Origin of the sequence: Pseudomonas sp. PvP009 (assembly GCF_017832995.1) — a bacterium.
Classification (GTDB): domain Bacteria; phylum Pseudomonadota; class Gammaproteobacteria; order Pseudomonadales; family Pseudomonadaceae; genus Aquipseudomonas; species Aquipseudomonas syringae.
Genome location: NZ_JAFIBG010000001.1, coordinates 534,098 through 557,831 on the forward strand (window position 1 = coordinate 534,098; position 23,734 = coordinate 557,831).

17 protein-coding genes are annotated in these 23,734 nt (G+C 53.2%); 12 read left to right on the plus strand and 5 right to left on the minus strand.

Annotation, left to right across the window (positions count from 1 at the left end):
• Nucleotides 1-4: 4 nt before the first annotated feature.
• Together rplQ and bfr are read left to right on the plus strand one after the other, a co-directional pair.
• Complete coding sequence (rplQ, locus tag JOE29_RS02385) at nt 5-391, plus strand: 50S ribosomal protein L17 (RefSeq protein WP_003317096.1); 387 nt, start codon at nt 5-7, stop codon at nt 389-391.
• Nucleotides 392-654: 263 nt separating this feature from the next.
• Nucleotides 655-1,119 (plus strand): bacterioferritin, encoded by a 465-nt coding sequence (bfr, locus tag JOE29_RS02390; protein ID WP_003317095.1) that lies wholly within the window; start codon nt 655-657, stop codon nt 1,117-1,119.
• 94 nt (nt 1,120-1,213) lie between these two features.
• Here bfr and uvrA read toward each other — a convergent pair whose 3' ends face one another.
• On the minus strand, nt 1,214-4,048 hold the full coding sequence (uvrA, locus tag JOE29_RS02395) for an excinuclease ABC subunit UvrA (protein ID WP_003317094.1): 2,835 nt from the start codon (nt 4,046-4,048) through the stop codon (nt 1,214-1,216).
• 129 nt (nt 4,049-4,177) lie between these two features.
• Here uvrA and JOE29_RS02400 point away from each other — a divergent pair, with 129 nt between their 5' ends.
• From JOE29_RS02400 to JOE29_RS02435, 8 genes are all read left to right on the plus strand, one after another.
• A complete protein-coding gene (locus JOE29_RS02400) occupies nt 4,178-5,572 on the plus strand; it encodes an MFS transporter (RefSeq protein WP_003426593.1) in 1,395 nt (464 codons plus the stop codon).
• Between the two features lie 9 nt (nt 5,573-5,581).
• Nucleotides 5,582-6,148: a single-stranded DNA-binding protein gene (locus tag JOE29_RS02405; protein ID WP_003317093.1), complete on the plus strand. Its 567-nt coding sequence runs from the start codon at nt 5,582-5,584 to the stop codon at nt 6,146-6,148.
• Nucleotides 6,149-6,291: 143 nt separating this feature from the next.
• Complete coding sequence (locus JOE29_RS02410; protein ID WP_016982036.1) at nt 6,292-7,512, plus strand: site-specific integrase; 1,221 nt, start codon at nt 6,292-6,294, stop codon at nt 7,510-7,512.
• Entirely contained in the window at nt 7,499-9,019 is a 1,521-nt protein-coding gene (locus JOE29_RS02415; protein ID WP_210078759.1) for a site-specific integrase, read from the plus strand. The genes JOE29_RS02410 and JOE29_RS02415 overlap by 14 nt, the downstream gene beginning before the upstream one ends.
• Nucleotides 9,012-11,027, plus strand: coding sequence for an integrase (locus JOE29_RS02420; protein WP_016982038.1), 2,016 nt, complete (start codon nt 9,012-9,014; stop codon nt 11,025-11,027). The genes JOE29_RS02415 and JOE29_RS02420 overlap by 8 nt, the downstream gene beginning before the upstream one ends.
• A gap of 3 nt (nt 11,028-11,030) precedes the next feature.
• Nucleotides 11,031-11,444 carry a hypothetical protein gene (locus tag JOE29_RS02425; RefSeq protein WP_016982039.1) on the plus strand — a complete coding sequence of 138 codons (414 nt, stop codon included), beginning with the start codon at nt 11,031-11,033 and terminating at the stop codon, nt 11,442-11,444.
• Nucleotides 11,445-11,798: 354 nt separating this feature from the next.
• A complete protein-coding gene (locus JOE29_RS02430) occupies nt 11,799-12,380 on the plus strand; it encodes a hypothetical protein (RefSeq protein WP_016982040.1) in 582 nt (193 codons plus the stop codon).
• Nucleotides 12,381-12,382: 2 nt separating this feature from the next.
• Nucleotides 12,383-13,297 carry a DUF4868 domain-containing protein gene (locus tag JOE29_RS02435; protein WP_210078760.1) on the plus strand — a complete coding sequence of 305 codons (915 nt, stop codon included), beginning with the start codon at nt 12,383-12,385 and terminating at the stop codon, nt 13,295-13,297.
• A 140-nt stretch (nt 13,298-13,437) separates the two neighbouring features.
• Here the strand turns inward: JOE29_RS02435 and JOE29_RS02440 are convergent, their stop codons facing one another.
• The 4 genes from JOE29_RS02440 to JOE29_RS02455 all read right to left on the minus strand — a co-directional run bounded on the left by JOE29_RS02440 (nt 13,438) and on the right by JOE29_RS02455 (nt 20,539).
• A complete protein-coding gene (locus JOE29_RS02440) occupies nt 13,438-13,626 on the minus strand; it encodes a hypothetical protein (RefSeq protein WP_210078761.1) in 189 nt (62 codons plus the stop codon).
• A 218-nt stretch (nt 13,627-13,844) separates the two neighbouring features.
• The gene (locus JOE29_RS02445) at nt 13,845-14,906 is read right to left on the minus strand and encodes a reverse transcriptase family protein (protein WP_210078762.1); all 1,062 of its coding nucleotides are present in this window, start codon (nt 14,904-14,906) and stop codon (nt 13,845-13,847) included.
• A gap of 75 nt (nt 14,907-14,981) precedes the next feature.
• Nucleotides 14,982-15,221, minus strand: a complete 240-nt coding sequence (locus JOE29_RS02450) for a hypothetical protein (RefSeq protein WP_016982043.1) — start codon at nt 15,219-15,221, stop codon at nt 14,982-14,984.
• 413 nt (nt 15,222-15,634) lie between these two features.
• Nucleotides 15,635-20,539 carry a type ISP restriction/modification enzyme gene (locus tag JOE29_RS02455; protein WP_210078763.1) on the minus strand — a complete coding sequence of 1,635 codons (4,905 nt, stop codon included), beginning with the start codon at nt 20,537-20,539 and terminating at the stop codon, nt 15,635-15,637.
• A 642-nt stretch (nt 20,540-21,181) separates the two neighbouring features.
• Here JOE29_RS02455 and JOE29_RS02460 point away from each other — a divergent pair.
• Nucleotides 21,182-21,655 carry a hypothetical protein gene (locus JOE29_RS02460; RefSeq protein ID WP_016982045.1) on the plus strand — a complete coding sequence of 158 codons (474 nt, stop codon included), beginning with the start codon at nt 21,182-21,184 and terminating at the stop codon, nt 21,653-21,655.
• 763 nt (nt 21,656-22,418) lie between these two features.
• Entirely contained in the window at nt 22,419-23,237 is an 819-nt protein-coding gene (locus JOE29_RS02465; protein ID WP_210078764.1) for a hypothetical protein, read from the plus strand.
• Nucleotides 23,238-23,734: the final 497 nt, after the last annotated feature.

A 23,734-nucleotide genomic window follows, 5' to 3' on the forward strand; every position in this document is an offset into this window, starting at 1 on the left:
AACCATGCGTCATCGTAAAAGTGGACGTCACCTGAGCCGTACCAGCTCTCACCGCAAAGCCATGTTTCAAAACATGGCGGTGTCGCTGTTCGAGCACGAGCTGATCAAAACTACCCTGCCGAAAGCCAAGGAACTGCGCCGCGTTGCCGAGCCGCTGATCACCCTGGCCAAGGAAGACAGCGTTGCTAACCGTCGTCTCGCTTTCGACCGTACTCGTTCGAAAGAAATCGTCGGCAAGCTGTTCAACGATCTGGGCAAGCGCTACGCAACCCGTCAGGGCGGCTATCTGCGCATCCTCAAGTGCGGTTTCCGCGCTGGCGACAACGCGCCAATGGCGTACGTCGAGTTGGTTGATCGTCCTATCGGTGGCTCTGTAGAAGCTGCTGAATAAGACATCAGTTTGAACATGAAACCGGGCCTAGTGCCCGGTTTTTTGTTGCACGCGATTCAGGCAGGCTAAACCAGGGTGCTAATCAGCATACGTTGAATTGTCGGGCTGACTCGAAGTGAGAAACAGAACCGCCCTCATTTGGACGGTTTTTCGCTTCTTAACGGCGTAGTTTCGCCACTTTTCGTCGGTTTATTGCGTTTTTCTCAGTGACCTCGCGCGGCGCTTGGTTCAAACTATCGGCTTTGAAGCAGGAGTCTGGTGCGATGCAAGGCCACCCCGAAGTAATCGATTATCTCAACACGTTGCTCACGGGCGAACTGGCAGCTCGTGACCAATATTTCGTCCACTCACGCATGTACGAAGACTGGGGCTTTTCGAAGCTCTACGAGCGTATCAATCATGAGATGGAAGAAGAGGCGCAACACGCTGATGCGCTGATGCGTCGTATCCTGATGCTGGAAGGCACGCCGCGCATGCGCCCGGACGACCTTGACGTCGGCACCACAGTGCCTGAGATGCTCGCCAGCGATCTGCGTCTCGAATACAAGGTACGTGCTGCCCTGTGCAAGGGTATCGAGCTCTGTGAACTGCACAGCGACTACGTGACCCGCGAAATCCTGCGCGTACAGTTGGCTGATACGGAAGAAGACCATACCTACTGGCTCGAACAGCAGATGGGGCTGATCAAGTCCATCGGTCTGCAGAACTACCTGCAATCGCAGTTCTGATTCAGCCGCTCATAAAAAAGCTCCTGCACTTGCGTGACAGGAGCTTTTTTGTATCCGGGTTCGACTGATGCCGAACCCGTTTTCATCACACGCGTCAGGCTTTGTCTCTGGTCAACAGAGGCTTTAGGTAATGACCGGTGTAGGACTGTTCCATCTCGGCGACCTGTTCAGGTGTGCCCGTCGCAATGATCTGCCCACCTCTCGACCCGCCTTCCGGACCCAGATCCACCAGCCAGTCGGCCGTCTTGATCACATCCAGGTTGTGCTCGATCACCACCACGGTATTGCCGTGGTCGCGTAGGCGATGCAATACATCCAGCAACTGCTGAATATCCGCGAAGTGCAGGCCTGTGGTCGGCTCGTCGAGGATGTACAGCGTCTTGCCAGTGTCGCGCTTGGACAGCTCACGCGACAGCTTGACCCGCTGCGCTTCACCGCCTGACAAGGTCGTTGCCGATTGCCCCAGCTTGATATAGGAAAGTCCTACATCCATCAGGGTTTGCAGCTTGCGCGCCAGTGCCGGAACGGCGTCGAAGAACTCACGCGCTTCCTCGATGGTCATTTCCAGCACTTCGTGGATGTTCTTGCCCTTGTACTTGACCTCAAGCGTTTCACGGTTGTAACGCTTGCTCTTGCACACATCGCAGGGTACGTAGATGTCTGGCAAAAAGTGCATCTCGACCTTGATCAGCCCGTCACCCTGGCACGCCTCGCAGCGGCCGCCTTTGACGTTGAACGAGAACCGCCCCGGACCGTAGCCCCGCGAGCGTGACTCCGGAACCCCGGCGAACAGCTCGCGAATCGGCGTGAACAGCCCGGTATAGGTCGCCGGATTGGAGCGCGGCGTACGACCGATAGGGCTCTGGTCGATGTCCACCACCTTATCCAGGTGCTGCAGGCCATTGATGCTGTCGTGCGTAGCCGCTTCCAGCGTCGTGGCGCCGTTCAGCGCCGTAGCGCTCAGCGGGAACAGGGTGTTGTTGATCAGCGTCGACTTGCCCGAGCCGGACACACCCGTCACGCAGGTCAGCAGACCGATCGGGATTTCCAGGTTGACGTTTTGCAGGTTGTTGCCACGCGCGCCCTTGAGGGTCAGCGAGAGCTTTTTGTTACGCGGGGTGCGCTTGGCAGGAACGGCAATCTTCACGCGCCCCGACAGGTATTTGCCGGTCAGCGAGTCGGGGTGCGACATCACTTCGTCCGGCGTACCTTCGGCAACGATATGACCACCATGCACGCCGGCACCCGGGCCAATGTCGACCACGTAGTCGGCCAGGCGAATCGCATCTTCATCGTGCTCGACCACAATCACCGTATTGCCAATGTCGCGCAGGTGCTTGAGCGTGCCCAGCAAGCGATCGTTGTCGCGCTGGTGCAGACCGATGGACGGCTCATCGAGGATGTACATCACCCCGACCAGGCCCGCACCGATCTGGCTGGCCAGACGAATACGCTGTGCTTCGCCGCCGGACAGGGTGTCCGCGCTACGGTCCAGGGTCAGGTAGTCCAACCCCACGTTGACCAGAAACTGCAGACGCTCACGAATTTCCTTGAGAATCTTGTCGGCGATCTCGCCACGTCGTCCGGTCAGCTTGAGCGTTTCGAAGTAATGCGTCGCGTCGCCAATCGGCAGATTGGTGACTGCAGGCAGAGTCTTTTCACCCACCCACACATGGCGCGCTTCACGACGCAGACGGGTGCCTCGGCAGTCAGGGCAGGGCTGCGTGCCCAGGAACTTGGCGAGCTCTTCGCGGACTGTGGCCGATTCGGTTTCCCGATAGCGACGCTCCAGATTCGGCACGATGCCTTCGAACGGGTGCGCGCGCTTGACGATATCGCCGCGGTCATTCAGGTAGCGGAAGTCGACACTTTGCGAGCCACTGCCGTTGAGCAGGATCTTCTGCATGTCGGCCGGGATCTGCTTGAACGGCATTTCCAGGCTGAAGCCATAGTGCTTGGAGAGCGAGCCGAGCATCTGGAAGTAATAGACGTTACGCCTGTCCCAGCCTCGTATCGCGCCTTCGGCAAGCGTCAGTTCGGCATTCACCAGCCGCTTGATATCGAAGAACTGCTTCACGCCCAGGCCGTCACAGGTCGGGCACGCGCCAGCCGGGTTGTTGAAAGAGAACAGCTTCGGTTCCAGCTCGCTGATCGCATGGCCACAGATAGGGCAGGCGAAGCGGGCGGAGAAAATCACTTCCTCGCCCGGCTCGTCGTCCATCGGCGCAACCAGGGCGATACCGTCGGCCAGCTTCAGGGCGGTCTCAAAGGACTCGGCCAGACGCTGCTGCAGGTCGGCGCGGACCTTGAAACGGTCCACGACCACATCGATCGAGTGCTTCTTCTGCTTGTCCAGCTTCGGCAGCTCATCCAGCTCGCACAGCTTGCCGTTGACTCGCGCCCGGACAAAGCCCTGCGCGCGCAGCTCTTCAAAAACCGAAAGATGCTCACCCTTGCGCTCGCGGATAACCGGCGCAAGCAGCATGAGTTTGCTGCCCTCCGGCTGGGTCAGCACCAGGTCGACCATCTGGCTGACCGTCTGGGCTTCCAGCGGGATATCGTGGTCGGGGCAGCGAGGCTGGCCGACACGCGCATACAAAAGACGCAGGTAATCGTAAATTTCGGTGATCGTACCCACGGTCGAGCGCGGGTTATGTGAAGTAGACTTCTGCTCGATGGAAATCGCCGGCGACAGACCTTCGATCGTGTCGACGTCCGGTTTTTCCATCATCGACAGAAACTGGCGGGCATAGGCCGACAGCGATTCGACATAGCGGCGTTGCCCTTCGGCGTACAGCGTATCGAAAGCCAGCGAAGACTTGCCTGAGCCGGAGAGCCCGGTGATAACGATCAGTTTGTCGCGGGGAAGTGTCAGGTCAATATTTTTCAGGTTGTGGGTTCGTGCCCCACGTATCAGGATCTTGTCCACTGCGGCCTCGCTTGGCGGGCATAAACGACGGAGTATACGGCTCCGAGCCATCACGCGGCAAAGCGTCGCGTATGTGCTGTACAACGATGGGACTGGTAGAATCGCCGCCGGTTCACACGAGGTTATTCCATGCACGATACCCACAGCGAGCGTATGAGTAGCGGCGAGACCCGCGCAGCAGGCGGTCTGGCCCTGGTGTTCGCGTTCCGCATGCTTGGCATGTTCATGGTCTTGCCGGTTCTGGCAACCTACGGCATGGACCTGGCAGGCGCGAGCCCTGCACTGATCGGTCTGGCGATTGGCGCCTACGGCCTGACCCAGGCGGTGTTGCAGATACCGTTCGGGATCATTTCCGACCGTATCGGCCGGCGACCGGTCATTTATTTCGGCCTGATCATCTTTGCGATCGGCAGCGTGGTGGCGGCGAACGCGGATTCGATCTGGGGAATCATTGCCGGACGCATCCTGCAGGGGGCTGGCGCTATTTCCGCGGCAGTCATGGCGCTGCTCTCCGACCTGACCCGCGAACAACACCGCACCAAGGCCATGGCCATGATCGGCATGACCATCGGCCTGTCGTTCGCCATCGCCATGGTCGTCGGCCCGGTGATTACTGGCATGTTCGGGCTTTCCGGGTTGTTCCTGGCCACCGGCGGCATGGCCTTGATAGGCGTTCTCATCGTCGCCTACGTGGTGCCCAAGGCCAGCGGGGCATTAATGCACCGCGAGTCCGGCGTCGCCAAACAGGCGCTGGGGGCGACGTTGCGTCATCCGGACCTGCTGCGCCTGGATTTGGGTATCTTCGTGTTGCATGCGATGCTCATGTCCAGCTTCGTGGCCTTGCCGCTGGCGCTGGTCGAAAAAGCCGGTTTGCCCAAGGAACAACACTGGTGGGTCTACCTGACCGCCTTGCTGGTTTCCTTCTTCGCGATGATCCCGTTCATCATCTATGGCGAGAAGAAACGTCAAATGAAGCGCGTTCTGCTGGGCGCCGTCACAGTTTTGATGCTGGCTGAGCTATTCTTCTGGGCATACGGGGACACGTTGCGGGCACTGGTCATCGGGACAGTGGTATTCTTCACCGCGTTCAACCTGCTGGAAGCGTCGTTGCCGTCGCTGATCAGCAAGGTTTCACCGGCCGGCGGAAAAGGCACGGCAATGGGAGTTTATTCCACCAGCCAGTTTCTTGGATCGGCCGCAGGTGGGATACTGGGCGGCTGGTTGTTCCAGCATGGTGGGCTCGATGTGGTGTTCCTGGGTGGTGCAGCCATGGCCGCCGTCTGGCTCGCCTTCGCAGTGACCATGCGAGAACCGCCTTACGTGACCAGCCTACGTCTGCCGTTGTCGCCGCAGGCGCAGCGTGAAGCAGGCCTGGCAGAGCGTTTGATGTCCGTAGCAGGCGTGACAGATGCAGTGGTGGTTGCGGAAGAGGCAGCCATCTACATAAAACTCGACACAAAATTATTGGATCGTGCCTCTCTCGAAAAGCTGGTCAATCCAGCGTCAGAAGCGTGCGAAGCCTAGGAGAACGTTATGGCCCGTGGGGTTAACAAAGTCATATTGGTCGGTACATGCGGCCAGGATCCCGAAGTTCGCTACTTGCCTAACGGTAACGCCGTGACCAACCTGAGTCTGGCAACCAGCGAACAGTGGACTGACAAGCAGTCCGGTCAGAAAGTCGAAAAGACCGAATGGCACCGTGTATCGATGTTCGGCAAAGTCGCCGAAATCGCCGGCGAATACCTGCGCAAGGGTTCGCAGGTGTACATCGAAGGCAAGCTGCAGACCCGCGAGTGGGAAAAAGACGGCATCAAGCGCTACACCACTGAAATCGTCGTCGACATGCAGGGCACCATGCAACTGCTGGGCGGCCGTCCACAGGGCGACGCTCAACAAGGTCAGGGCGGCGGCAACTACAACCAGTCCGCACCGCGTCCACAGCAGTCGCGCCCACAACAGTCGGCGCCGCAGCAATCTGCACCTCAGCAGAACTACAACCAGCAGCCGCCACAACAGCGCGACTCGCGCCCAGCGCCGCAACAACAAGCGCCGCAGCCAGCTGCTGACTTTGATAGCTTTGATGATGATATTCCGTTCTGAGGAGCTGTAGAGACTTCTTTGTAAAGTTTCTTCTGGAAGCCCCCGCAATGCGGGGGCTTTCTCGTTTTCGCGGTGTAAAAAATAAGTTGACGTGTTTTAACTAGGTTCATACCTTGAATTTACGTAAGGAATTCGAGGTTTGTATGCAGTTAGCAATCAGACGGTTTCAGGGGGAATCAGGAGAGAGGTTTTCAATCCTAGTCGATAACGCCGGCATGCCGCTCTATTACCCTGCGCTGTACGTAACTGCTGAGATGCGTGGGCGCTCGCTTTCCATTAACACTATTAATAACGCACTATCTGCGCTCAAGGCGATGTGCGCCTGGCAGAGTTACTACGACCTTGATCTAGAGTCGCGCTTTAAGCAAAGCAAGCTGCTTTGTCGTCATGAAATCCAATCTTTGCGGGACTTCATGCAAAAGCCTCTGGAAGATATGTGTGCAAAGGACAAGCAGATCGTGGCCCTCAAAGGCCGTCAAAGAAGGGTCGCCAAGGACAATCAGTACAACCGAATTACCGCTATCGCTGAGTACGTCGGATTTCTTGCGGGAAGATTGCACCCAGTAACAGGCACCAGTGCGCATGAAATTAATGCGATGGTGGCTCAGATCAAAGCAAATCGACCGAAAATTAGCGATAAAACTGAAGAGGATAGATCTGACTCCCATCTGGATGACTTCGTTTTGGATGCGGTTGAAGAAATTCTCAAGCCAGGGAGTGAATCCAACCCGGTTGCCGAGGTAGGTCTTCAATTTCGCAACGCATTGATGTTCACAATTCTTCGTCTCACCGGAATGCGGCGTGGAGAACTGCTGAACCTCAGAACCGAAGACTTCGATTTTGCGAAAAACACGGTCAAGATTGTGCGGCGTGCAGACTCTGTTGGCGATCCGAGAACTTATCAGCCGGTCGCTAAGACGCGGGAGCGCACATTTCCTCTGAGCCCTGAGCTCATGCAGCGAATCCATGAGTACATCGCCAAATTCCGCAACAAGATTTCAGGTGCTCGTAAGCATGGATATCTTTTTGTGATTCATCGTTCAGGAAGAACTGTGGGCTGGCCACTTTCTAACTCTGGCTTCGGAAAATTTATTGCAACTCTGTCGACTCTAGCCGATGAATTTTCTGGCCTGCATACCCATGCCCTTCGGCACCATTGGAACTACATATTTTCGAGGAAATGCGATGAAGACGGCATAACCCCAGAGCGAGAACAAAAGCTTCGCTCTTACTTGATGGGGTGGAGTGAGACTTCTGGTACTGCGTCAATTTATAACAAGCGCCATATCAAGCAAGAGGCTGGGAAGGCTGTGATGGGATTGCAAAAAAAACACCTGGGAAAATCATCTGATGATAATGAATAATAATGCAGTCCTAGCTCGCTATGAGCGCACTTCGTTTGTCTCCAAAGATGGCCATGAGGTGGATGTATATGCGAGTCATTGGAGGTTGAGTAAAGATATCGGATTCTTCCTCAACACTCTTCCCACATGGCTGGATGATGATTTCAAGCGCACATTTAAGCAGGTTCTGTCCATCTATGGAGAGACCTGTTCAGCGCAGTACACGATGGCACTGTACCGCCGGTTCAGATCTTATTTTGAAGCAACTCATGCTCTCCCGCTATTCAGCCCAGAATCGATGATTTCCTATCGCTCGCAGATAGCTGATGCTGAGTGGGAGCTGAGCTCTATGCGTGCGTTCATTCGCACATGGGTCAGTCTTGGATATCCTGGAGCCTCCGCCGATACTCTAAAAATGATGGAGGGCTGGAGGATAAAAGGGAATGAAAAAGGCTACGCAGTACAGTCGATGTGTCCAGAAAATGGTCCGCTCACAGATATTGAGATGGAGGCTATTGTTTCAGGCGTACTGGATTGTTATGCAGAGGGGAGGATTGATCTGCGACAAACTTGCTTTGCGATGATTTTAGCTATGACTGGCAGGCGCCCAGCTCAAATTGCAGCATTGAAGATTAAAGACCTTATCCATGTTGAGCAGCGTTACTTCATTAATTTTCCGCGTGGTAAGCAAAAGCACGTTGGGTGGCGTCAGTCGTTCTCTAAGTTTGAAGTTGTTGAGGACTTGTGGATGCTTCTTCAGGAACAGCTCGCCCATGTGAAATCAGTTATCTCTAATCTTTGCGGTGGGTCTGTCCAGCAGAATCTTGTGCCCGAACTGCCACTGTTTCCGGCAATCAAACACTACGATATGAATAAAGATCTTGGGGTGCAACTGGCAGGAGATTTTTTGCATGCCCGCGTGAGTGAGATCGGTTACTCAATGTCGAGTGTTAAAGAAGTGATCGCCGTTATCAGTCACAGAACTGGCGCTTACACCAACATCAATCCCTACCGCTTTCGCTACACTCTCGGAACCAACCTGGCGAGGGAAGGCAGAGGTGAATACATCATCGCGCAAGCGCTTGATCACTCCGATATCCAAAATGCCGGAGTCTATGTGAGGAACATTCCCGAGATCGTTGAACGCATTGATAAAGCTGTGGCGCTGCAATTGGCTCCACTTGCGCAAGCGTTCCAAGGCGTCCTTGTTGTTGATGAAACCAAGGCTCGCCGTGGTGGGGATCGTTCAAGCAGAATTTGCAGTGCAGGCGGCAACGTAGGTAGCTGCGGCAGCTATGGGTTTTGTGGCGCTCTGGCCCCGCTCGCCTGTTATACCTGTTCGCATTTTCAGCCTTGGCTGGATGGACCTCATGAGGCTGTCTTAGATCAGCTAATTCTTGAGCGTGACGGCGTCTATGAAGACACAGGCGACCTGAAGATCGCATCCGTCAATGACCGGCTCATCCTCGCAGTTAGTGACGTAGTAACTCGTTGCAATGCCATGAAGAGCGACCTAGCCAATGTCTAACATCTTTCAGTTTATTCCGAAGGCCCAAGCTGCCAGCCTGCAGAACCTTGATGAGTTCATCGTCATGTGTCGGGACAGGCTTGCAGTGTTTGGTGCCGATTTAGATTGGAACAGCCATGCGTGGCCAGGTGTAGGCAACTTCACAAAAAAGGGTGCTCCGTCTCGCGGCTATAGCGAAGCGCAGCTTCTGGACGCAGGCATCATTTCATTCGCCAAAGCATACGTTCGTTATCAGCAAGGCCATAACCCTAGCAAGCTGAAGAGTGAGTTCAAGGCCATTCGCTGCGTTGAAGCTGCTTTGCTTGAAATCAAAGGCTGTGCTGACATCACGCAGACAGATATCAGTGTCTTGGATGAAGCCGCCAAGGTAGCGTTTACTTACGGCGCAAGTTCATATCAAGCGGGCATCAGCTTGGCGAAACTCGTTGAGTTCCTGAATCAAAGCCGAATCATCCCTGCACCGATTTCCTGGAAGAACCCGGTTAAAAAACCTAAGGAGATTCATCGTACTGATTCCGTCGGCAAGCAACGGCGCGAGGACAAAATGCCTCCAGAGCGAACGCTTGAAGCAATGGCGGAGATGTTCAGCAACGACCTTCAGGGAGCGCGAGATCGCTTCACTACGTCAATTTTTGCGCTCTGCATGTGCGCTCCATCCCGCATTAGCGAAGTACAAGACCTTCCCCTTAACTGCTTGCACCGGGAGACCGACAGCAAAGGCGTAGAGCGTCTCGGGCTCAGGTTTTACGCTGGGAAGGGGTATGAATCTGATATTAAATGGCTTCCTACTGTTCTGATGCAAACCGCTGAGGAAGCGGTTCGCCGTCTCACAGAAATGTCGGAGCCTGGGCGCATGCTCGCGAAGTGGCTTGAAAGCAATCCGGACAAGTTCTATCGCCATGAAAGCTGCCCTAACGTTGGTGAAGATCACCCTCTAACTGACACCCAAGCATGCCTTGCTCTAGGGTTAGATCCGAGTGACGTAGCGTCCGCAGCTACCGTTAGGCTGAAAGCGGGAATGAAATCCTACAAACCATTTCCGGCCTTTTATGCAGAGAACGGGTACGTCACATTGCGGTTTCTGAACGGCTTCATGCACAGCAAGCTGCCGAAGGGGTGGCCGTGGCTCAACAAAGAGCGGCACATCAAGTATTCCGAGGCGCTCTGCTGTTTCAGGCAAAACGAACTGAGAATGGACTATCCGGCACGACCGATTATTGTCTGGTCTCCGGGGAAGAGTACGTTCACAACGGACATCAACTACATCGATGGTCAGGAGCGCAGCATTTGGGAGAGGAATAGCTACAAAAACCCTGATGGAACCCCTATTTCTATGGGGTCTCACCAAGTTCGCCACTACCTAAATACGCTGGCTCAGCGCGGCAGCCTAGGCCAGTTGGACATCGCCAAATGGTCAGGGCGAGCCAACATCCACCAGAACGCTACCTATAACCATATGACAGCCGATGAGCACGTCGAGATGGCCAGGGAAGCGGGGATTGGTGTCGCTTTGACAAAGATTAGGGAGAATACACCAGTAACGTTGGCTGACCTCGACGCCATGGGGGAGGGGATTGCCCACATCACAATTTTCGGCTTCTGTGTGCATGACTATTCAATGCTGCCGTGTCAGAAGCACCGTGACTGCCTGAACTGCACTGAGCAAGTCTGCGTCAAGGGGGATGCCAACAATCTCGAAAGACTAAAAAGCCATCGTGACAGTATCCGCCTTCAGCTTGGCAAGGCTCAGGCGGCGAACGAAGACGGTATCTTCGGTGCCGACCGCTGGAGTCAGCATCAGATCAAAACCCTGGAACGGGCTGATCAACTGATCGAGATTTTGGAGACGAAGGACACTCCTGACGGCACCATCATCCGGTTGAGCAATGACCAGGAGTTCAGCCCGCTGAAGCGTGCTATTGCCGCCCGGTCAACTGCGCCAAGCCTACCTGCTCCCAAAAAAGAAGAGCCGGATATGGACGAGCTCCGTGCGTTGATGGGGATGTAAGCCATGGCAAAGCATTTGAGTCCAAAAGACCTAGATCTGATTGTCAGCCTGATTGACGGCTGGGAGGGTAAGTTTGCCTGGGAGGCGCTCTGCGACGCTATTGAACCGTTGATAGGGACGCGGCCTACTCGGCAAACCCTGAATTCGCACGAGAAGATCAAGAGCGCGTTCACTCACCATAAGGCCAGGCTGAAGTCAGGGTTCGTTTCCACGAAACGCCCGGCGAGTTTGAGTATCGCCGAGCAGCGGATTCGGCGGCTTGAAGCCGAGAACAATCGGCTGGAGCGTGAGAACGCGCGACTCTTGGAGCGCTTCATGCGGTGGCAGTACAACGCCCATAAATTCAACGTGTCCGAAGACAAGCTTGATGCGCCACTGCCTTTCGTTGATCGCGACTCTTCGGAAGGGAAATCCTGATGGCTACAGTAGGGCCAGTCTCAAGACATTCCAGCGAGTTACGCAGGGCCGGTACATCTTCACGCCTCCTGTTCTGCAGTAAGTCTGCGGGGGAGCCTAGTGGGGGGATGGTGCCGGAATTCTTGGCCAGTTATTCAAAAAGGTGATCAGGGGATGGCCAGCAACCAGCATCTCTTCTAAAAGTCTCAATCACCGGGACGGATGATTACTTGCCTTTGGTCACAAAAACCACGCACATTGAAGTGCACTGTGATAGCTTTTAGCCATTGACTGAAAGGGACATACGGATGGTGCACGGAAGCGCTCGAAAAAATACAGCTACGGCTCCAGGCGCCCTTGTTACGAGGGGGCTCTATGCAGTTTAGGCTTAGCGCTGCGTTCCTGATTTTCATTGGGTCTTATACGCCGCTGGCAATCATTCTCGCGATCCAAAATATTCCATTCGAGTGGTGGTCTCGCCCTATTTGCGAACTGCCTAAATTACTGGCGTTTACATGCGCCACCAACCCATTTAAAAATCCGTTGCTCGCTATTTTAATGGTCGCTTTAACTGTAAGTTCGGCATTTTTAGCGAGCCAACTCTTCAAGCGGATCGCTTTCCCGCATCGCATTGAAGTCTTATCCGTTAAAGCAGTACCTAACGAAATTATCAACTATACATTTCCCTATGTAGTGTCATTCATGGGAATAAGCTACTCCGAACCGGAAAAGCTTCTAGGTTTCTTGGTGTTTCTCCTGTGGATGTTTGCCATCACCTACAAGTCTGGACAAATCATCATGAATCCGCTTTTGTTGATTTTCGGTTGGAATCTTTATGAGGCCAATATCCAAATCAATGGTGTTTCGCGAGTGGTAAAAATCCTGAAGAGGGTATCTTTCCCTCCTGGAAACTACAAAGCACAAACCGTCCAAGATTTTTATATCTGCAAGGAATAGCCATGCAAGTGCACTTTGATAGCTTTAGAAATTTTAACTATATCGATTCCACGGTGCATTTGTGGATTTTCAAAAAAAGCACCACAGATCGAAAATTCAACACCGCCTATGTTCAAACTGATGAGGCTGTCAATACCCAGCTTAAAAATGTGCTTATACACGAGGTTAATCGAACCACCGAATTTGCACAATACTCCTACCTTGCTCAAACGAATGAAAACAGTTGCTTGTCCACCCCGGCACTCGCCACAAATTTTTCGCTATTAAAAGTCCAGGTAGACCGTCCAGAGCCTGAGTGTGCCGTAAAGTCCGTTGCCGAGTTGAAGGGCGCCCAAGGCTACGTGGTAAAATTTACTCATAACGGCCAAACCCTCTATGCAGTGAAACGCTCCACGGCCTCATGGAAAACTTCGTACCCCAAAAAATTCATCAATATGGTTTTCAGGAACGGCGAGCTCTCGGCTGCCGAGGATAACGGCTTTACTATAGAAAAAAACTTTGACTTCTACTGTTCAGCAGACACATTGTTGATCACTGCTAAACGCGCATTCGAATCACTGATGCAATACAAAGAGGCTTACACGCAAGCTTTCACGACGTTGCAAGCCAATGTCGATTTTTCCAACCTATTCGCTGATATTGCTCCCCTTGTTGAGTATATCGGAACCAATTCCACGCAATTGCGACGCATGGCTACGATTGAGCAAAAATCCCTTTATTCAAACCCTGGGTTTATGACCAGTCTAAAACAAGTTAATGCACTAAGGAACTGGGGGATGAACTTTGACCAAACGAATGACAAGATTATCGTCTGCAGTGCAACGGCACCTACGATTCTACAAGTGCTGTTGGATCACCGCTTGATGAGTGAGGTCACCAGTAATATTTATGACGTACCTGATGCAATTAAAATTTGATTCTATCTACAGGCCGACGAGCCTACCTCCGCACGGAATTTCGACCGGAGATAGCAAAGCACCTAACCCTAATGCTTTTGCTTGGGAAACGTTTCTGTGCAATCAAGAGCTTAATGGAGGCCGCCGACTGTCTTGGCCTACTACTTGACCACAAATTGCTTTAGGTGCTCACGAGAAGCCATGACCTGTTCGCGAAGCTCCTCCGGATCAATAGACATGGCGCCCTCCGGCGTGAAGTGTAACGTTTTGAGTTGGTTGATTGTATCGATGACCGCTTGCTTACGACGCTCCCAGTAGGTCATTTCCCGAGTTTTTCTAAACCAGCCCATGCTGAGCTCCTCTATGCGGTGGCTGCCACAGTAGCAGTGGCAAAAAGGCCGATGGCAGCATTTACCGCCATCGTGAGCCAAAAAATCGATTCTGTGGAGACTAACCGTCAGGTCAACGCCTTTACCTACCCGTGCTCGTCTCGTCACCAGTATTCTTGGTTGACCGCCGTGGGACGGTTCTGCTGAGGAGTGGGCATCAAGGTACTAACGGTCAAACTCTAATTAGATTCGCATTTTCCAGGTAACTGACCTGTAATCGCCGCGTCTTGCATTGCCGCCGTGTAGCGATCCAATAATGGAACCTGGCTTCGGGCTTTGAGGGCATGCAGTCGTTGTTTCAGGCGTTCACCATCGGGATGCGAACAGGCAATCAAGCGCCCCACACGGCCCATTGCACGGCGAACCAAAGGCTCAAGCTCTGTCCACGTCGTACCCTGCATCGCGTGATCCTCTAACTGTTTTACCACCGCTCGAATCGCCTTACGCTCGGCCTTGGGTATACCTGGGACTGCGTTAAAGATCGTCAGCCCGGTAACGGTCAAAGGCTCGAATCCATTTTTGGAGAGAACTGTTTGTCCGCGCTTGCGAATATGCAGCTTTGAGCGCTTCTGGTGGCAGCCTTTCTGAGCCAGCATGTTGGTGACAGCCGAGACGATGCTTGTTAGTGCTGATGGATCGAGGAGCTTAATGGATGTGATGGTGATGTCATCCGCGAACCTAGAATAGTTGAACCCCTGCGCATCTAACTTTGCCACTAATGCCGGTTCGATATCCCAGAACACCAAGTTGGCTATATAACCACTACTGCTGGCACCTTGCGGTACGACGCCATGGCGGGTTGTCAGCAGCGCCAAGATGCTCGCCACGGGCTCGGAAAACCCGAACAAGCCCACGAACAGTTGCTGAACATGCTGCGTCTTGATAGATGGAAAAAAGTCCTTAATATCCTGAAGCACCACGCACTGGGCACGACCGTGGATGTGCGCATTGGAGTAAATACTGCGGCGTTTAACCGAATCCTTAATCCCGCCATGGAGATAGCCTGGAAAGCGAACGCGAGCCAGCAGTCGATCAACGATCTTGCGCTGAATGGCTTTCAACGGTTCGTAGGCATCATACGTATCACGGGGAGTGCCGTCTTTCTTGGTTTGCGGCACATGACGATACAAATTGGAGCTGCGCTTGGCCAAACTTTCGAGAAGTTCGGCGGGTTCACCAAGGGTCAACGACAGTGCCTTCAGGCTGTAGATCGGTTTGAAGGGATAAAGCGAAGCATCCATTTCCTGTCCCTGAAATGACGTGAGGCCGATCACTGGATCGGCCTCACTAGAATTCGAATGATGTGGTTTGTTGCGTCATAGGAGAGGCCCTACATTACTGTGAAGCCAATCCCAAATACTCCCAGCGTTATTCCATATCCAGACTGCGGAACGAGTTAGCAGAAAATTTGCGAGCCATTTGGCTGCAATCTTCGACTTACAAATCCATTTCCTCTCCGGTTTATGGGGCACTGCTTTTACGATGACGCGGGCATCTTCAGTGTTGTGCATGTGCTGATCGGTACGAATACCGACAGCATTCTTTACCTTTTTCATGGTTACAGTTCCTTACGGTGGATTACTCCGCCGCCAGGTATTCCGGGCCGAATGGAACTTTGAAGATGCCGCTACAAACCACAGTTCTGCTTATCAACTCCTTGATAAGCCGTCCGCCGTACTTCTGTCGATTAACCGATGGAACGTCGCTGACAGCCTCGTGACGTTTGCCACGAAACCCTCAGCGCTGAGCACATCGGGATGACGACAGGTGTGGGGCGAAGGTAGCTCTGGAGAACACCAAAGCTGGTCAGTTTCCCGACCACCAACTGCAAGCCCGATTTATAACCATGTTTAAAGAGCACCTGGGCGGTAACACCCAGCGCTAACAGTTTTACCTGAGTTGATGGACGATATGCAACTAGAAAATGTCACCGGTCGTTTCAACAAACGAGCCGGTGACACGCTCTCGATCAGATATCGAGGGGAGGGAGGGACTTAACGATTTTCATGGTTTCAAGGCTGACCGTGACCACACGCAGGAACAGCTCTAGCGGATAGCGTGGGTTGCCCATGGTTTCTGTGGCCCAGTCGTTGGCGTCGTTGGTGATGCCACTGTCTTTGTGGGTGCTGACGCATTGGCGTTCTACGACCCAATCCAGCGCGGGCTTACCGTTGACAATGTAGTCGTAGGCTTGCAGCGGGATGCCGGTGACGGTGATCTTGGCGTTGTAGTGCACGGTGCTGAGGTCTTTGTCCTTGCCCTTTTTGCCGTACTTCATCTTGGTTACGCGGTAGTCACTGTCGCTGCTGGCGCTGCTTTGTAGGTTGGCGGGGTACATGGGCACGGTTTCATAACCCAAGTGCATATCAGCCAGGTCACGGCCTGCCTTGGAGTACGCCCAGAAGTCAGTAGCGGCTTTTACCGCCGGTATATGCGGCAACTCTTTGCTGAGGTTATCGGCATACTTGTCGCGGTATTCCGGCGAATGCAGCAGGCCGTAGACGTAATAGAACAGGTCTTCCTTGCTGATGACCTCGCCTGGGTAAGCGGCGCTAAAGTGCGCCAGACCTTCATCGGTGATGGCGTCGCGGCGGCTGGTACTTGGCTGTGCCGAGGTGTCAAACAGGCTCGGAACTGCCTTACTGGCCTTGGCTTGATCTTCAGGACTGTCGTAAAGGTAAAGCGGGAAGCATTGTTCTCCGCCATCAGGCGTGAACCCAGGAGCGCGATCAGTAATGAGGGCAATCTGGCCATTTGACCATCTTGCTTTAACCATAATTATCCGATTATCCGCCCCATCTCCGGGGAAGATACGCGGCATTTGGTAGACCCTTTCGTTGAGAGTGCGGTTGTAATAGAGCCACTGCTTGGTGAAGGGCCGGTAGAGGCTAGGAACCAAACAGGTAGCCTCAAAGTTTAAACGACGGTCTTTAGCCAGTTCCTGCTTGATGTTGTGCGACCAACTGATTTGCGTTGGATCGGTATTGATGAAACCTTCCACCTTAGAGTCGCGGGCTTTCCTGTCTAGGCCAGCATACGCGACGTTAAAGCGTGTTACCTCCGCATTATAAAATTCAATCATCCCGTTCATGTTGGACGCTGCCCTAGACTTGCTAGCGTTGAAGCACCAAGCGTCCCGTGCTGTGAGCACCCCTTGCGAGAAGTTTTCAAAAACCTTCTTTGCATCTCCTTTCTTATCGCCCAGAACAATAAATTCACCAAAACTGTTGTCGCGCTGGTTCACCCAATCGCCATGGTCGTCGGGGACGACGGGCTGCCAAGCGTTTGCTGCGGTAATACCGGCAATACTGGCAAAAGCGCTGATCTTTTCTAGTTTCTCGCTCTGGCTTAAGTAGTCTCCAATATCGTGCCAGTGAATTTGTCCGTGTTGCCTGGCGGCTGGGTTCTTGACCAGCAGCGTAATGGCAATCGGGGCGCGGCTGCCGCTGCCGAATATCTTGCCCCCCTCTCTTCGAGAAAGCTCGCCAGATGTCCGTTGATTTCCGCGTAAATGGAACACATAAATACTGGAGAACTCATCCGCCAAACACTTGCGCAAGCCGTCTGCCGAGTTTGAGTCGGTAAAACCGGCGTTGGTTACAAAGCCGATAACACCACTGTCGCCAATGCGGTCAGAGGCCCAACGAATGGCACGGATGTAACTGTCATATAGCCCCTTGGAAAGCGTAGCTTTTGACTGGGCTGCATAGGTGTCTCGAATACGGCTGTCGAGCAGTGGATAGACAACATTAGAATTATTGTCGTTCTCGCTGGCCTGCCCAACTGAATATGGCGGGTTACCAATGATCACTCGAATATCCAGCGCTTTCTGGCGGCTACGGCGGGCACTGTTATCCACCAGCAGCTCACTGACTAGGTCGTCTTTTTCATAGAGCTGGAAGGTGTCGGTTAAGCAGATGCCCTCGAAGGACTGGTACGCGCCACCGACAATGCTGTGATAGACGGCTTCGATATTGATGGCTGCAATGTAATAGGCCAGCAATACGATTTCGTTGGCATGGATTTGGCCTTGGTATTTGCTCTGTAGCTGTTCTTTGCTAATCAGGCCGCTTTGCAGCAGGCGGGTGATGAAAGTGCCAGTGCCGGTGAAGGGGTCGATGATATGCACGCCATCGCTGCCCAGGGTTTGGCCGAACTCGCTTTGTAGTATGTCGTTTACGCTGTGAATGATGAAATCCACCACTTCCACCGGGGTGTAGACAATGCCTAGGCGCTCGGTCATGCGCGGGAAGGCGTTACGGAAAAACTTGTCGTATAGCTCGACAATGATTTTCTGTTTTCCTTCGGCATTGTCGATGCCGTCGGCACGCATTTTTACGCTGTCGTAAAAGCGCTGGAGGGTGTCGGCTTCTTTGTCCAGGTGGTGCTCTTGAAGCACGTCCAGGACGTTTTGCATCGCGCACGACATGGGGTTATTGCTGGCGAAGCTGTACCCCTCAAACAGCGCGTCAAACACTGGTTTGGTAATTAGGTGCTGGGCCAACATCTCTATTACTTCGCCGTTGCTGATACTGTCGTTCAAGTCGTCACGCAGCTCGCCGGCAAAGCTAAAAAAGGCTTCGCGCTCACGGGTGTTGGCTTTATCCTCAATGATGCTGGTGATGCGCGTGATGTGGGTGCGGGCAATTTGGGCGATGTCCTTGGCCCAGTCTTCCCAGTGGCTTCGGTTGCCGCACTTCTGCACCACCTTGGCATAGATAGCGCGCTCAATTTCACCAATCTCAAACTCTAGGCCGAACTGTTCAGGCGCAGGGCCGTGATCATATTTGCCGCTCTTTTCGCCGATGCCATAAGTGTCCTTCCCATTGTCTTTGCCGGTGTTGCTGCGGTCGGTTTTCTTGTTGAGCTTCTCGGTAACGGCGATGATTTCCATCTTGGCCGGGTCGCTGCCGATCAGGTCGAGTTTGTTGATCATGGCGTCGAAGCGGTCATCGTGTGAGCGCAGGGCTTGCAGCACTTGCCAGACGACCTTGTAGGTTTTGTTGTCGTTCAGCGCTTCATCGGGTGCCATGCCGGCAGGGATGACGACCGGCAAAATCACATAGCCACGCTTCTTGCCTTCGGCCTTGCGCATAACGCGACCAACCGATTGCACCACGTCTACCTGTGAATTTCGCGGAGTGAGGAACAGCACGGCGTCCAAGGCGGGCACGTCCACACCTTCAGACAGGCAGCGCACGTTGCTGAGGATGCGACAGGTGTTGTCGGGCACCTCGGCCTTAAGCCAGTCGAGTTCGGCCTCTTTCTGGCTGGCGGTCATACCGCCGTCCACGTGGGAGGCTTCGCAGATGAGAGTGGCTGCGGTGTTGGTGTTTTCGGGGTTGCTAGTTTTATAGGCTTCGACCACTTGATCGAACATGCTGGCGATGTTTTTAGAGCTGACTTTGTGGGTCTTGGCGAAACGTTGGTACTCGATCACCTGACAGAAAGCCACGGCACGGCGCATGGGATCGCCATCGTCTACAAGGTCTTCACGGGTGTCTTGTTTGCTCAGGGCCTTCCAGCAACCGATGATCTTGGCGGCATCTTCCAGCTTGATCTGGTTGTCATCGTCAGCCAGCAGTTTTTGTAGGCGGCTGCTGATGTGCTTTTCATCCATGGCCAGCACCAGCACTTTGTAATCGACCAACAGCTCGGCCTTTACCGCTTCGCTGAAGGTGATGACGAACAGCTCTTTGCCGTACAGGACTGCGTCATCCATGGAGCACAGGGCAACATTATCTTTTTCCGCGCTGGCCTTGGCCATCTCGCCATAAATGCGCGGCGTGGCGGTCATATAGAGGCGCTTGGAGCTGCGGATAAAATCGGCACTGTGGACTTTAACGAAGGCGCTTTCGTCATCGTCACCAAAGGTAGCCCCAGTGGTGCGGTGGGCTTCGTCGCAGATGATCAAGTCAAAGTCGGCAAAACCATACAGGTGCTGGGCATCATTTATCACACCAATGGAGTGGTAGGTGCTGAATACGACGCTCATGTGTTGGTCGTCGTGACGCTTGAGCATTTCTGCCGCCAACTTAGCTGGCTCGGTGGTGGCCGGGTAACGCAGTTCGTGGGTAAAGGTTTGCACAGCATCATCGTCTTTCTTGCGCTTCTTACCCACGTCGCTGTCGGAGCAAACAGCAAAGCTGTGCAACGGTGTTTCGCTCTCCTGCGTCCACTCAGTCAGGGTTTGAGACAGCAGCGACAGGCTAGGCACCAAAAACAGCACGCGCTTGCCCGCGCCAGCTAACTGTTCTGCAATCCTTAAGCTGGTGAAGGTTTTACCCGTACCGCAAGCCATGATTAACTTGCCTCGTTCGGCGTTTTGCAGGCCGTTGGCAACGGATAACAGAGCACGTTTTTGGTGATCGCGCAGCTCCTTCTTGGCCTTGAAGACTACTGCCTGATTCGGCTGATAGCGTGCCCAGTCGATCTGGCTGTTTTCCAGATCTTGCCGATCAATTTTGCTCACCGGCGGCTGCTGGTTTTGCAAGGCGTCGGCGGCGTGTTCGTTCCAGTTGTTGGTGGTAGTGACGATAACGCGATGCTCGAACGGTTTTTGGCCCGATGCAGCTAGGAAGCTATTGACGTCACTTCTTTGAACACGGTAATTGTCTGCGTAAAACTTGCATTGGATGGCGTGAAATTCGCCCGTGCCCTTGGTTTTGGCTACGAGGTCGATACCAGTGTCGCGACCATCTAACCCGTGCTCCTTCGCCCAGTCGGAATACGTCCACACCTGTTCATACAAGTCACGGTAGGTCGCCTCGTTGCGCAGGTAGGTACAAATTAGCTCTTCAAAGTAGGTGCCCTTCTCGCGCTCGCTGACTGAGGCAGTGCGATAAGTGTTGAGCAGGGCAGTGAGCGCGGACATGTGAATTCCTTTTGAGTACAGCTGGTACGGCACAGATGCCAAATCACGGCAGTCTATCAATTGGCAATGCTGGCAGCAGCCAAAAGAAAACCCCGGCAGACCTTTCGGCCAACCGGGGTTTGTCTTCATGGCAGCGGGCCATTAATTTAGGCCGAAATGCTTAACTTCGGCCAAAATGGCGATTAACTTTGCTCACCTACAGCGGCCAAGCGGCCAAGCGGCCAAGCGGCCAAGCAAGGGTGCGGTTTGTTTCGATGAGTCTACAACCATGTTCAATCACTTCGTCCATCAAATCATCCCTAAAGGGGCTGAGAGCATGGCGTGTGCTGGTAGCTTTGGCTAAGCCAAGCTCTCGTCCAAATTGAAACAAAAAAATCGGTATTCGTCGGTGTCCTCACCCTTGGTGATGCGACACTGATTCCGCTCAAGTGCGACATTTAATGTGCTCGTTGACACTGGCGGTGTCATTTGAGCTTTCGGCACAGTCTCGGATCAGGCGCATGCCGTGGTTGGATCAACCAGACATGTATTACCGTTAAGGCTGTAGGCCAACATTCATTACGACTATGCTTTTGAGGTCAGCCAAGAGTCAGCTAACCATTTTCACTAGGCCGGCTGGCCGTTTGTTTGGTGGAGGTCGCTATGACCCGTACAGCCGTGAAAAAGTCTAACATTCGGCGAGGCCGGCCCAGGTTTGAAAAGCAACGGGTCCTCTATCAAATCAAGTTATCAGGGTGGGATTTTACGTGGTCGCTCAGCCTAGCCCTGCCCAATAACTTGGGGGCCAACGAAGGTCACTATCATGAACATATGATCTTGACGCTGAAGGGCGAAGTGCTCTATCCGGAGAATTTCAAATACCCAGAGGCCGAGTGCCAGCTCTACGCAGATCCTCGATTGATGCAGGACATAGCTCCCCCAAAAGGAATAGGGTCTATGGCAGCGAGCGGGACACGGTTGGTTGCGTATGTAGCAGTGCCGCGCGAGCGGATTAACGCCTTGGTTGGTGCCGCCGACCGACTACTTTCTTTAGAGTTGAACGCCACCCCCTTGCATTACCGCCGTGCGCTGGTTATGTCGATTCATTTGGGTACCGAGCCAGAGCCCGATTGGTAATTCTATAGTGACCTTACCTGGATGCTTTCCATCAGCCTGAGACCCCAAGATGGCAGGATCGAGCCTCAGGATTACTCGTCGTCGAAATCGAAGGAGGTTACAGGTCTGCGGGTATGCTTTCTTTGTCCTTCCCCTTTGTTAGTGGGCCACGACTGTGATGAACCGATGAGATCTTCATCGTCTTCTTCCGGAGGTTGCCCTTGCAGCACCACTGTGAACTTGGCCACGCCGTAGCGACGTAGTAATTCAGCTGCACGGGTAATGCATTTGAACACTCGCACATGGTTTCGCTGCGCGTGTAACACGTGTGTGGTCTCGCTATGACGAACGTGTAGGACGAAGCCATCATCTTGCTCTACTAGCCTGACTCGGCGGCTGGGCCGGTCGAGGTGAAATTGCAGCTGTTGCGAGCTAATGGGAGTCATGAGCGCATCATCAATATTTAAATATTGATGATGATATCAAAAAATTGACATCAATATCAGAATAATGATATGTACTCCGAAAGGTCGAATGAACTAATAAATTTGTTTTGAAAACCTCGGAAGCCCCGTTTTATAAGGGGGTAAGGACAATCTAACGCTCCGCCTATATCTAGATTCAACGGGCAGAGATCATTAATTTCTGGGCTATCGAAACTAACGGAGCCCTTTTTCATGAACGAAGTCCTTACTTTGATCGACAAAGCTATGTCAGCTGACCCGCTTACTCTGGCGCTATGTGTCGCCCTGGTGCTCAGCTTCGCCTTGCTGAGGAAGCAAAAATGAATCTGATGTGGGCGAAGATGCCAAATCGGTGGGTAATGGGAGGAGGGCTTGCCGGGTTCAGCGACAGAAATGGTGCTGGTAAGCTTGACGTCACCCATCTGAACTCATCGATAGCAGCGCTTAAGGTCTATCTCGCCGTGTGCACCCGAGCGAAGTACGAGACAGGTATTGCCAGAACCACGTATCCGGAGCTGTCTGAGCTTGTGGGTGTGTCCCGCTCGGTGATCGCTCGTTCGCTTCGAATTTTGGAGGCTCATCAACTTTTGCGGCGTGACAGCCCTAACTCGCGTGCCGGCTCTATCATCTATGTAACTCGGTGGTTGGAAGATAAAGGCTTCGCCAAGATCCCGAAAAGCTGGCTGTACCATGGTAGAGGCGCGGGTGAAGAGCGAGCGCCGAAGCCGGAGCAGCGACTGGTTAAGCTCAACGCTTTCAAGTTTCACAAGCGCATTTCGTTGCAAGCGCTTAAGGCCTACATCGCTCTGATCGCAATGCGGAGCAAGGATGGAAAAGATGGGCATGGTCTTACAGTGATCAGTTACGACAGAATTTCGGATCTGACAGGTATACCTCGTCACTCAGTCAGCATGGCTGTTACGCTCTTGCTAGAAATGAACCTGATTTCGTTTCGGCCAGGAAGTTACAGCGAGGGGGATGGGCAGGATTTTGATAGGACTAACCGTTATCTAATCAAAGGTCTCAATTTGCGTTTCAGGGCTCTAGAAGATGAGACGCAGGTCGCAAAGGTTAGGGTGGGTAAGGTGAGTGGTGAGGCGGTGGCTGCAGAGCTGACATTCATGTCGCAGACGAGGTAGGTACTACCGGAAAAAGTGGAATCTGCCGAAGAACTTTCGATAGGCAAGCTATAAGCCATGCACCCAAGATGCGAGAGCACACGCTAAAACTCTTCAGATCCATGAGTAGTCGTTTTAGCGCTGGAAGCTCCCATTGCTAGCCGAAGCGACTGGAGTAGCGCGTGGTTCGATTGAATAGGCATTTGCCCAAAGCCAGCAGCTGTCGCTTGATCCCGTATACCGTTCGTCGGGATTTGGCTGCGGTTCAGTTGATCATATCGAGTTTAGGCAGGCTTTGAATTGTGTAAAGTTTTTCGGGATTAAGAGCTGGTTTTTCACAAAAACCTTACGTTTTTTTTTACTTTTTGTTTTTTTGGATTAGCGGTTGTAGGGTTTATTTTCAATGATTCATGGCTCATTCACTCACTCACTCGCTAGGATAGTGAGCTTTCTGGTGTTCATAACCATTTTGAATCTCATAAGGCTAGAATGTAAAGATATTTTTGGTTGTGATATGG